11 protein-coding genes are annotated in these 11,553 nt (G+C 70.6%); all 11 read left to right on the top strand.

Going from position 1 to position 11,553, the window contains the following annotated elements; translation table 11 throughout:
• The first annotated feature begins 5 nt into the window (after positions 1–5).
• The 11 genes from ACICHK_RS33105 to ispG all read left to right on the top strand — a co-directional run bounded on the left by ACICHK_RS33105 (position 6) and on the right by ispG (position 11,539).
• Complete coding sequence (locus ACICHK_RS33105; protein WP_406841380.1) at positions 6–902, top strand: ABC transporter permease; 897 nt, start codon at positions 6–8, stop codon at positions 900–902.
• A complete protein-coding gene (locus tag ACICHK_RS33110; protein ID WP_406839772.1) occupies positions 895–1,674 on the top strand; it encodes an ABC transporter ATP-binding protein in 780 nt (259 codons plus the stop codon). Before ACICHK_RS33105 ends, ACICHK_RS33110 begins: the two co-directional genes overlap by 8 nt.
• Before the next feature lie 358 nt (positions 1,675–2,032).
• Positions 2,033–2,935, top strand: a complete 903-nt coding sequence (gene hpnC, locus ACICHK_RS33115) for a squalene synthase HpnC (RefSeq protein WP_406839773.1) — start codon at positions 2,033–2,035, stop codon at positions 2,933–2,935.
• Positions 2,932–3,882: a presqualene diphosphate synthase HpnD gene (gene hpnD / locus ACICHK_RS33120; RefSeq protein ID WP_406839774.1), complete on the top strand. Its 951-nt coding sequence runs from the start codon at positions 2,932–2,934 to the stop codon at positions 3,880–3,882. The genes hpnC and hpnD overlap by 4 nt, the downstream gene beginning before the upstream one ends.
• A complete protein-coding gene (locus ACICHK_RS33125) occupies positions 3,882–4,019 on the top strand; it encodes a DUF6380 family protein (RefSeq protein WP_225861054.1) in 138 nt (45 codons plus the stop codon). Before hpnD ends, ACICHK_RS33125 begins: the two co-directional genes overlap by 1 nt.
• Positions 4,019–5,425, top strand: coding sequence for a hydroxysqualene dehydroxylase HpnE (hpnE, locus tag ACICHK_RS33130; protein ID WP_406839775.1), 1,407 nt, complete (start codon positions 4,019–4,021; stop codon positions 5,423–5,425). Before ACICHK_RS33125 ends, hpnE begins: the two co-directional genes overlap by 1 nt.
• 59 nt (positions 5,426–5,484) lie before the next feature.
• Positions 5,485–6,552 carry a polyprenyl synthetase family protein gene (locus ACICHK_RS33135; protein ID WP_406839776.1) on the top strand — a complete coding sequence of 356 codons (1,068 nt, stop codon included), beginning with the start codon at positions 5,485–5,487 and terminating at the stop codon, positions 6,550–6,552.
• Positions 6,553–6,704: 152 nt separating this feature from the next.
• On the top strand, positions 6,705–8,708 hold the full coding sequence (gene shc / locus ACICHK_RS33140) for a squalene--hopene cyclase (RefSeq protein ID WP_151474833.1): 2,004 nt from the start codon (positions 6,705–6,707) through the stop codon (positions 8,706–8,708).
• A complete protein-coding gene (locus ACICHK_RS33145; protein WP_151474832.1) occupies positions 8,708–9,349 on the top strand; it encodes a 1-hydroxy-2-methyl-2-butenyl 4-diphosphate reductase in 642 nt (213 codons plus the stop codon). Before shc ends, ACICHK_RS33145 begins: the two co-directional genes overlap by 1 nt.
• A gap of 5 nt (positions 9,350–9,354) precedes the next feature.
• Positions 9,355–10,377 carry an adenosyl-hopene transferase HpnH gene (hpnH, locus tag ACICHK_RS33150; RefSeq protein ID WP_151474831.1) on the top strand — a complete coding sequence of 341 codons (1,023 nt, stop codon included), beginning with the start codon at positions 9,355–9,357 and terminating at the stop codon, positions 10,375–10,377.
• 4 nt (positions 10,378–10,381) lie between these two features.
• Positions 10,382–11,539, top strand: a complete 1,158-nt coding sequence (gene ispG, locus ACICHK_RS33155; protein ID WP_406839777.1) for a flavodoxin-dependent (E)-4-hydroxy-3-methylbut-2-enyl-diphosphate synthase — start codon at positions 10,382–10,384, stop codon at positions 11,537–11,539.
• Positions 11,540–11,553 lie beyond the last annotated feature (14 nt).

The following is an 11,553-nucleotide window of genomic DNA, read 5'->3' on the forward strand; positions in this document are numbered from 1 at the left end:
TCGCGGTGAGCGACCGGCCTTCGCCCGACGACGGGCTGTCCGCGGCAGACCTGGCCGCCAAGTACGGCCTCGCGGTCAGCGGCGCCCGTCCGGGACTGGTCGAGTACGTCCGCCAGCTGTGGAGCCGGCGGCACTTCATCCTCGCCTTCTCGCAGGCCAAGCTCACCGCCCAGTACAGCCAGGCCAAGCTGGGCCAGCTCTGGCAGGTGGTGACGCCGCTGCTCAACGCGGCGGTCTACTACCTGATCTTCGGGCTGATCCTGCAGGCCAACAAGGGTCTGTCGCACGACGTGTACATCCCGTTCCTGGTGACCGGCGTCTTCGTGTTCACCTTCACGCAGAGCTCGGTCATGGCGGGTGTGCGGGCGATCTCCGGCAACCTGGGGCTGGTGCGCGCGCTGCACTTCCCGCGCGCCTCACTGCCAGTGTCCTTCGCCCTCCAGCAGCTCCAGCAGCTGCTCTTCTCGATGCTCGTGCTGTTCGTCGTGGCGATCGCCTTCGGCAGCTACCCGGGCCTGTCCTGGCTGCTGATCGTCCCGGTGCTGTTCCTCCAGTTCCTGTTCAACACCGGCCTCGCGCTGATCGTGGCGAGGATGGGCGCCAAGACGCCCGACCTCGCCCAGCTGATGCCGTTCATCATGCGCACGTGGATGTACGCCTCCGGTGTCATGTTCTCCATCAGCACCATGCTCGCCGGCCGCCCCGAGTGGATCGCCCGGGTGCTCCAGGCGAACCCGGCCGCCGTCTACATGGACCTGATGCGCTTCGCGCTCATCGACGGCTACGGCTCCTCCAATCTGCCCCCGCACGTGTGGGCCATCGCCGTCTTCTGGGCCGTGGTCACGGCCGTCGGCGGCTTCGTCTACTTCTGGAAGGCTGAGGAGAGGTACGGCCGTGGCTGAGCTCGAGAAGAGGTCGCACATTCCGACCGTCATCGCGGACGAACTGCACATCGTCTACCGCGTGAACGGCGCCAAGACCGGCAAGGGCAGCGCCACCGCCGCCCTCAGCCGCATCCTCAAGCGCGGTGAGGAACGCGGTGTGCGCAAGGTGCACGCCGTCAAGGGCGTCTCCTTCACCGCCTACCGGGGCGAGGCCATCGGCCTGATCGGTTCGAACGGCTCCGGCAAGTCCACGCTCCTGAGGGCCATCGCCGGTCTGCTCCCCGCGGAGAAGGGCAAGGTCTACACCGACGGCCAGCCCTCGCTGCTCGGTGTGAACGCGGCCCTGATGAACGACCTCACCGGCGAGCGGAACGTCATCCTGGGCGGCCTCGCCATGGGCATGTCCCGCGAGCAGATCAAGGAGCGCTACCAGGAGATCGTCGACTTCTCGGGCATCAACGAGAAGGGCGACTTCATCACCCTGCCGATGCGGACCTACTCCTCCGGCATGGCGGCCCGGCTGCGCTTCTCCATCGCCGCGGCCAAGGACCACGACGTCCTCATGATCGACGAGGCCCTCGCCACCGGCGACCGCTCCTTCCAGAAGCGCTCCGAGGCACGCATCCGCGAGCTGCGCAAGAGCGCGGGCACGGTGTTCCTGGTCAGCCACAACAACAAGTCGATCCGCGACACCTGCGACCGCGTGCTGTGGCTGGAGCGCGGCGAGCTGCGCATGGACGGCCCGACCGAGGACGTCCTCAAGGAGTACGAGAAGTTCACGGGCAAGTAGCCCGGTTTGCCCAGGGCCTCGCCGGAACCCTCCGGCGAGGCCCTGCGTCTGCAAAGGAAACGCCAACTCCCGTCGGCATGAGGAATCTTGACGCCAATCGGTGTGTTGTTGTGATGTGCAGGACACCCCGGCGGAGTGTGCCGCGTTGTACAACGTAAGCTGTACCGGTGCTGAATCGCGTCAAGTAGGGCGATAATACGCGACATCCGGCACCGTCACGCCGAGCGGATCTATGGGCGGCGTGTCCGAAATGGGCAGGGTTGGGTCGGCAGTGTAGAACGGGAGATGTGACGGCAATGGCTACGGTGACTCTCCAGCTCCGCGATGCGTGCGCCGTCCTCGCGGCGGGCGGCGAGCGGTGACCCAAGCCGGGACGGCCCGCACCGGCGATCCGGAGCGCGGCACCCTCGACAAGGCCGCGGACGAGAACTTTCCCGTGGCCCCGTTCTTCCTGCCCAGGGCCTGGCGCGACGACCTCATGGCCGTGTACGGCTTCGCCCGTCTCGTGGACGACATCGGTGACGGCGATCTCGCCCCCGGCGGCGCCGACGCCCGCCTCCTCGGCGTGCCGTCCGCGGACGCCGACGACCGCCTGGTCCTGCTCGACGCCCTCGAAGCCGATCTTCACCGTGTGTTCGACTCGACCCCGCGCCATCCCCTGATGCGCCGGCTGCAGCCCACGGTCCGCCGCGCGGGCCTGACCCCCGAGCCCTTCCTCGGCCTGATCGCGGCCAACCGCCAGGACCAGCTCGTCAAGCGCTACGAGACCTGGGACGACCTGCTCGCCTACTGCGAACTGTCCGCGAACCCCGTCGGCCGCCTGGTCCTCTCCGTCACCGGGACGTCCACGCCCGAGCGGGTCCGCCGCTCCGACGCGGTGTGCACGGGGCTCCAGATCGTCGAGCACCTCCAGGACGTGGCCGAGGACCTCGGCCGTGACCGTGTCTACCTGCCCGCGGAGGACATGAAGCGCTTCCACGTGGTGGAGGCGGATCTCGCCGTTCCCACAGCAGGCGCATCGGTGCGAGCACTGGTTGCATACGAAGCAGAACGCGCCTCGAACCTCCTGAATGAAGGCACCCCCCTCGTGGGTAGCGTCCACGGCAGGCTGAAACTGCTGCTCGCGGGATTCGTCGCGGGGGGGAAGGCGGCGGTCCGCGCGATCGCCGCCGCCGAATACGACGTACTTCCCGGCCCGCCCAAGCCCGGCAAGCTCCAGCTGCTGCGCGAGGTGGGAGTGACTCTGCGAGGAGAGGGGTGATCCGGACCGTGGAGTCGGAACAGCACGTGTCCGCACCGGTACTCGCCGCGTACAGCTACTGCGAGGCGGTGACCGGTCAGCAGGCCCGTAATTTCGCGTACGGCATCAGGCTCCTGCCGACGTCCAAGCGTCGCGCGATGTCGGCGCTCTACGCGTTCTCCCGGCGTGTCGACGACATCGGCGACGGCACGCTGGCACCGGACGTGAAGGCGGCGCGCCTGGAGGAGACCCGGGCGCTGCTCGCCCGTGTCCGCGCGGGCGAGGTCGCCGAGGACGACACCGACCCGGTCGCGGTCGCCCTCGGCCACACCGCCGAGTACTTCCCGGTACCCCTCGGGGGCCTGGACGAGCTCATCGACGGCGTGCTGATGGACGTGCGCGGCGAGACGTACGAGACCTGGGACGACCTGAAGGTCTACTGCCGGTGCGTGGCCGGAGCGATCGGACGGCTCTCGCTCGGGGTGTTCGGCACCGAGCCGGGGGCGCGGGGCGCCGAACGGGCGCCGGAGTACGCCGACACGCTCGGGCTCGCGCTCCAGCTCACCAACATCCTGCGGGACGTCCGCGAGGACGCCGAGGGCGGGCGTACCTATCTGCCCGCCGACGACCTGGCCAAGTTCGGCTGCTCGGCCGGGTTCGACGGGCCGACCCCGCCGCAGGGCTCCGACTTCGCGGGCCTCGTGCACTTCGAGGTGCGGCGGGCGCGTGCCCTGTTCGCGGAGGGCTACCGGCTGCTGCCCATGCTGGACCGGCGCAGCGGTGCCTGTGTCGCGGCCATGGCGGGCATCTACCGGCGCCTCCTCGACCGCATCGAACGCGAGCCGGAGGCCGTGCTGCGCGGCCGGGTGTCCCTGCCGGGGCGCGAGAAGGCGTACGTCGCCGTGCGCGGCCTCTCCGGTCTCGACGCCCGGCACGTCTCCCGCCGTACGGTCCGGAGGCGTGTCTGATGGAGGAGAGGGACCGAGGCGGCGCGGCCGGCGAGAAACGGCAGGCAACCCTCCGGAGCCGGGGGGCGTCCCTGACTGCGACGGCCTGCCGTGAATCGTTCAACCATCACGGTGCGGCCGCAGGGGAGGGTGCGTGATGAGCGAGGCCGAGTCCACGGACGATCCCGGCCGGGCCACCGCCGTGGTGATCGGCGGCGGGCTCGCCGGGATCACCGCCGCGCTCGCGCTGGCCGACTCCGGGCTGCGGGTGACGCTGCTGGAGGGCCGGCCGCGCCTCGGCGGCCTCGCGTTCTCCTTCCGGCGCGGCGACCTCACCGTGGACAACGGCCAGCACGTCTTCCTGCGCTGCTGCACCGCCTACCGCTGGTTCCTCGACCGCGTCGACGCGACCGCGCTCGCTCCCCTGCAGGATCGTCTCGACGTGCCCGTTCTCGACCTGGGGGCACCTTCGGGACGACGGCTGGGCAGGATCGGGCGCAGCGCGCTGCCCGTTCCGCTGCACCTGGCGCGCAGCCTCGCGACGTACCAGCACCTCTCGCTCGCCGAGCGTGCCAAAGTCGGCCGTGCCGCGCTCGCGCTCAAGGGCCTGGACCTCACCGATCCGGCACTCGACGCGCAGAACTTCGGCGACTGGCTCGCCGGGCACGGTCAGTCACGACGTGCCGTCGAAGCACTGTGGGACCTCGTGGGGGTCGCCACCCTCAACGCGGTGGCCCAGGACTCCTCGCTCGGGCTCGCCGCGATGGTGTTCAAGACGGGTCTGCTGTCCGACCCGGGCGCGGCCGACATCGGCTGGGCGCGCGTCCCGCTGGGCGAACTGCACGACACCCTGGCCCGCAAGGCGCTCGACTCCGCGGGCGTACGTACCGAGATCCGTACACGCGTCACCTCCGTCTCCCCTTACGAGAACGGCCGTTGGAGCGTTCAGGTTCCCGGCGAGCGCATCGAGGCCGACACCGTCGTGCTCGCCGTGCCCCAGCGCGAGGCGCACGACCTGCTGCCCCAGGGAGCGCTCGACGCCCCCGAGCGGCTGCTGGACATCGGCACCGCGCCGATCCTCAACATCCACGTCGTCTACGACCGCACGGTCCTGACCGCGCCCTTCTTCGCGGCCCTCGGCTCCCCGGTGCAGTGGGTCTTCGACCGCACCGAGGCCTCGGGGCTGCGGGAGGGGCAGTACCTCGCGCTGTCGCAGTCGGCCGCGCAGGACGAGATCGACGAGCCCGTCGCCGTGCTCCGGGAGCGGTACCTGCCGGAGCTGGAGCGGCTGCTGCCCGGTGCGCGCGGCGCCGGGGTGAAGGACTTCTTCGTGACCCGGGAGCGCACCGCGACGTTCGCCCCCGCCCCGGGCGTCGGGCGGCTGCGGCCCGGCACCCGTACCAAGGCCCCCGGCCTGTACCTGGCCGGAGCGTGGACCGCCACAGGGTGGCCCGCGACCATGGAGAGTGCGGTTCGCAGTGGAGTCGGTGCGGCTGACGCCGCGCTGGGCGCCCTGGGCCGGCCCCGCGACCACCTCCTCGGACTCTTCGAGGAGGCGGCATGACGCTCGACCGGAGCATGGCAGGCCCCCGCACCCCCGGTATTGCAACAAGAGGAGAGATTGTGCCCACTGTGCCCCCGGCCGAAGCGGCTGCCGACGCGGTGGACGTGACCGCGCTCCTGGAGCGCGGCCGGACCCTGGCCACCCCGGTGCTCAAGGCGGCCGTCGACCGCCTGGCGCCGCCCATGGACACCGTCGCCGCCTACCACTTCGGCTGGATCGACGCCCAGGGCAACCCCGCGGACGGCGACGGCGGCAAGGCGGTGCGTCCCGCGCTCGCCGTGCTCTCCGCGCAGGCCGCCGGCGCCGCCCCCGAGGTGGGCGTTCCCGGCGCCGTCGCCGTCGAACTGGTGCACAACTTCTCGCTGCTGCACGACGACCTGATGGACGGCGACGAACAGCGCCGTCACCGTGACACCGTCTGGAAGGTGCACGGCCCCGCCCAGGCGATCCTGGTCGGCGACGCCTTGTTCGCGCTGGCCAACGAGGTCCTGCTGGAGCTCGGCACCGTCGAGGCCGGCCGGGCCGCCCGCCGTCTGACCACCGCCACCCGGGCCCTCATCGACGGCCAGGCCCAGGACATCTCCTACGAGCACCGCGACCGCGTCAGCGTCGAGGAGTGCCTGGAGATGGAGGGCAACAAGACCGGCGCCCTGCTCGCCTGCGCCTGCTCCATCGGCGCGGTCCTCGGCGGCGCCGACGACCTCACCGCCGACACCCTGGAGCGCTACGGCTACCACCTCGGCCTCGCCTTCCAGGCCATCGACGACCTCCTCGGCATCTGGGGCGACCCGGAGGCCACGGGGAAGCAGACTTGGAGCGACCTGCGCCAGCGCAAGAAGTCCCTGCCGGTCGTGGCCGCGCTCGCCGCGGGCGGCCCCGCCTCCCGGCGGCTCGGCGACCTGCTCGCCGAGGACGCCAAGGCCAGCGACTTCGAGAACTTCTCCGAGGAGGAGTTCGCGGCGCGCGCCGCGCTCATCGAGGAGGCGGGCGGCCGCGAGTGGACCGCCCAGGAGGCTCGCCGCCAGCACGCGATCGCCCTCGAGGCCCTGGACGCCGTGCCGATGCCCGAGCAGGTGCGCGCCCAGCTCGTGGCGCTCGCCGATTTCGTCGTCGTGCGGAAGAGATGATCGTTATCGGTCGAATAAACCTCGCGTAGTCGCCGGCCGGTGCCTTCCCCGAGCTTCGAACCTCGTTCGAGCGGGGGGATGTCCATCCGAACGAACGCACCGGCCGACGGCGGACCCACAGCAGAGACACACCACTGCACGAAGGGGAAGCCATGACAGCGACGACCGACGGAAGCACCGGGGCACTTCCTCCCCGCGCTGCCTCGGCCAGCGAAAGCGAGCACGAGACGACTCCCGAGGCGGCCGGGACAGTCGAGACCCGAGACGCCGCCACGCGCGCCATGGAGCGCGCCACGGACTTCCTGCTCGCGCGGCAGGACGCCGAGGGCTGGTGGAAGGGCGACCTCGAGACGAACGTCACCATGGACGCCGAGGACCTGCTGCTCCGCCAGTTCCTGGGGATCCGTGACGAGCCGACCACCCGCGGCGCGGCGCTGTTCATCCGCGGCGAGCAGCGCGAGGACGGCACCTGGGCCTCGTTCTACGGCGGTCCGGGCGAACTGTCCACCACCATCGAGGCGTACGTCGCCCTGCGGCTGGCCGGGGACTCCCCGGACGACGCCCACATGGCGAGGGCGGCCGCGTGGATCCGCGAGCGCGGAGGCATCGCCGCGGCCCGCGTCTTCACCCGGATCTGGCTCGCCCTCTTCGGCTGGTGGAAGTGGGACGACCTCCCCGAACTCCCGCCGGAGCTCATCTACCTGCCGAAGTGGATGCCGCTGAACATCTACGACTTCGGATGCTGGGCGCGGCAGACGATCGTGCCGCTCACCATCGTCTCGGCGAAGCGTCCGGTGCGGCCCGCGCCGTTCCCGCTGGACGAACTGCACACCGACGCCCGTCGCCCCAGCCCGGTCAGGCCCCTCGCCCCCGCGACCAGTTGGGACGGCTTCTTCCAGCGTCTGGACAAGGCCCTGCACCAGTACCGCAGGGTCGCGCCGCGCGCGCTGCGCAGAGCGGCGATGAACACGGCGGGCCGCTGGATCATCGAGCGCCAGGAGAACGACGGCTGCTGGGGAGGCATCCAGCCCCCGGCCGTCTACTCGGTCATCGCCCTGCACCTGCTCGGCTACGACCTCGAACACCCGGTGATGCGCGAGGGACTGGCCTCGCTAAACCGTTTCGCCGTATGGCGCGACGACGGCGCCCGGATGATCGAGGCCTGCCAGTCGCCGGTGTGGGACACCTGTCTGGCGACCATCGCGCTGGCCGACGCGGGCGTGCCCGCCGATCACCCCCAGCTCGTCAAGGCCGTGGACTGGATGCTCGGGGAGGAGATCGTCCGGCCCGGCGACTGGTCGGTCAAGCGGCCCCAACTTCCCCCGGGTGGTTGGGCGTTCGAGTTCCACAACGACAACTACCCCGACATCGACGACACCGCCGAGGTCGTCCTCGCACTGCGTCGCGTCCGGCACCACGACCCGGACCGCGTCGAGAACGCCATCGGGCGCGGGGTCCGCTGGAATCTCGGCATGCAGTCCAAGGACGGCGGCTGGGGCGCGTTCGACGTCGACAACACCAGCCCCTTCCCCAACCGGCTGCCGTTCTGCGACTTCGGGGAGGTGATCGACCCGCCTTCCGCGGACGTCACGGCGCACGTGGTGGAGATGCTGGCGGTCGAGGGGCTCACGCACGACCCGCGCACCCGCCGGGGCGTCGAGTGGCTGCTCTCCCACCAGGAGCCGAACGGCTCCTGGTTCGGGCGCTGGGGCGTCAACTACGTCTACGGAACGGGGTCGGTGGTCCCGGCGCTCGTGGCGGCGGGACTGCCCGGCTCGCACCCGGCGATCCGCCGGGCGGTCGCCTGGCTGGAGTCCGTGCAGAACGAGGACGGCGGCTGGGGCGAGGACCTGCGCTCCTACGACGACACCGCCGGCTGGAGCGGACGCGGCGCCTCGACCGCCTCCCAGACCGGCTGGGCGCTGCTCGCCCTGCTGGCCGCGGGCGAGCGCGACTCCAAGGCCGTCGAGCGGGGGGTGGTCTGGCTCGCGGAGACCCAGCTGCCCGACGGAACCTGGGACGAGCCGTACTTCACGGGGACCGGCTTCCCGTGGGACTTCTCGATCAACTACCACCTCTACCGCCAGGTCTTCCCGCTCACCGCGCTCGGCCGCTACGTCCACGGCGAGCCCTTCTCCGCGGCCGAGGGGGGCTGATGGACAGGCTGCCCGCCCCGGACCCGCTCCTGATCGCCTGCGCGCTCGGCATCGAGCACCTCGCCCTGCGCAGCGGCGACCGGAGCGGCGCCGGCGGGCCGGTCACCGTCCTGCGCACCGGCATGGGGCCCCGGGCCGCGGACCGGTCGGTCACCCGGGCGCTCGCCGACCCGGCGCTGGCCACGGCGGCCGTGCTGGCCACCGGCTTCTGCGCGGGGCTGGCCCCGGGCATGCACCCCGGTGACCTGGTCGTGGCCGAGGAGACCCGGGACCCGGCCGGCACCACACCGTGCGTGGGCACCGATCTGCTGGTCAAGGAACTCGTCCGTGCCGTGCCGGGCCGCACCGTCCACACGGGGCCGCTCACCGGCTCCGATCACGTGGTCCGCGGGCACGAGCGCTCCGCCCTGCTCGCCACCGGCGCCATCGCCGTCGACATGGAGTCGGCGGCCACGCTGCTCGGCGCCGTCCGCCCGGGGCCCCGTCCCGTTGCGGCCGTCCGGGTGGTCGTGGATGCTCCAGAACATGAACTCGTCCGAATCGGCACGTTCCGCGGTGGAATATCAGCCTTCCGCGTTCTTCGTGCCGTGCTTCCCGCTTTTTTCGAATGGCACCGTTCTTTGTCGCTCCCTCGGAGGTGAGCCGTATGGCCATGCCGCTTCGGCAGTCCATGAAGGTCGCTGCGTACCTGTTTGAACAGAAGCTCAGGAAGCGGGACAAGTTCGCCCTGCTCGTCGAACTGGAGCCGCTCTTCGCGTGCAACCTCGCGTGCGAGGGCTGCGGCAAGATCCAGCACCCCGCCGGTGTGCTCAAGCAGCGCATGCCGGTCGCCCAGGCCGTGGGCGCGGTCCTCGAATCCGGTGCGCCGATGGTGTCCATCGCCGGCGGCGAGCCACTGATGCACCCTCAGATCGACGAGATCGTACGGCAGTTGGTGGCGAAGAAGAAGTTCGTCTTCCTCTGCACCAACGCCATGCTGATGCGCAAGAAGATGGACAAGTTCAAGCCCTCGCCGTACTTCGCCTGGGCCGTGCACATCGACGGGCTGCGCGAGCGGCACGACGAGTCCGTCGCGAAGGAAGGCGTCTTCGACGAGGCCGTCGAGGCGATCAAGGAGGCCAAGCGGCGCGGCTTCCGGGTCACCACGAACTCGACCTTCTTCAACACCGACACCCCGCAGACCGTCATCGAGGTGCTGAACTACCTCAACGACGACCTGAAGGTCGACGAGATGATGCTCTCGCCCGCCTACGCCTACGAGAAGGCCCCCGACCAGGAGCACTTCCTCGGCGTCCAGCAGACCCGGGAACTGTTCAAGAAGGCCTTCGCGGGCGGCAACCGGCGCCGCTGGAGGCTCAACCAGAGCCCGCTGTTCCTGGACTTCCTGGAGGGCAAGATCGACTTCCCGTGCACCGCGTGGGCGATCCCGAGCTACTCGCTCTTCGGCTGGCAGCGGCCCTGCTACCTGATGAGCGACGGGTACGTGCAGACGTACCGGCAGCTCCTGGAGGAGACCGACTGGGACTCCTACGGCCGCGGCAAGGACGACCGGTGCGCCAACTGCATGGCGCACTGCGGCTACGAGCCGACCGCGGTCCTCGCCACCATGGGCTCCCTCAAGGAGTCGATCCGCGCCGCCCGCGAGACCTTCACGGAAAGCCGCGGGTGATGTCATGACCGCCGTTTCCCTGGGCCTCCCGGAGGTACCGGTCCGGCCGATCGCGGAGCGCCGCGTGTCGCGGCGGATCCAGGTCGGGACCGTGGCCGTGGGCGGAGACGCACCCGTCTCGGTGCAGTCGATGACGACCACGCGCACGTCGGACATCGGCGCCACGCTCCAGCAGATCGCCGAGCTGACCGCGTCGGGCTGTCAGATCGTGCGGGTCGCCTGTCCCACGCAGGACGACGCGGACGCGCTCGCCACGATCGCCAAGAAGTCGCAGATCCCGGTGATCGCGGACATCCATTTCCAGCCGAAGTACGTGTTCGCCGCGATCGAGGCCGGCTGTGCGGCGGTCCGTGTCAACCCCGGCAACATCAAGCAGTTCGACGACCAGGTCAAGGAGATCGCGCGGGCCGCCAAGGACACCGGCACCCCGATCCGCATCGGCGTCAACGCGGGTTCGCTCGACAAGCGGCTGCTGCAGAAGTACGGCAAGGCGACGCCCGAGGCGCTGGTGGAGTCCGCGCTGTGGGAGGCCTCCCTCTTCGAGGAGCACGACTTCCACGACATCAAGATCTCGGTCAAGCACAACGACCCGGTCGTCATGGTCAACGCCTACCGGCAGCTCGCCGCCGCCTGCGACTACCCGCTGCACCTCGGTGTCACCGAGGCCGGACCCGCCTTCCAGGGCACCATCAAGTCGGCCGTGGCCTTCGGTGCCCTGCTCTCCGAGGGCATCGGCGACACCATCCGCGTCTCCCTCTCGGCCCCGCCGGTCGAGGAGGTCAAGGTCGGCCTGCAGATCCTCCAGTCGCTGAACCTCCGCCAGCGCGGCCTGGAGATCGTCTCCTGCCCGTCCTGCGGCCGCGCCCAGGTCGACGTCTACAAGCTGGCCGACGAGGTCACCGCCGGCCTCACCGGCATGGAGGTCCCGCTCCGCGTCGCCGTCATGGGCTGTGTCGTCAACGGTCCCGGCGAGGCCCGCGAGGCCGACCTCGGCGTCGCCTCCGGCAACGGCAAGGGGCAGATCTTCGTCAAGGGCGAGGTCATCAAGACCGTCCCCGAGTCGAAGATCGTCGAGACCCTCATCGACGAGGCGATGAAGCTCGCCGAACAGATGGAGAACGACGGCGTCGCGTCCGGGCAACCGGCCGTCACCGTGAGCTGATCAGCACGGACCGA

It is taken from the genome of Streptomyces sp. AHU1, assembly GCF_045343905.1.
GTDB classification, from domain to species: Bacteria; Actinomycetota; Actinomycetes; order Streptomycetales; family Streptomycetaceae; genus Streptomyces; species Streptomyces triticiradicis.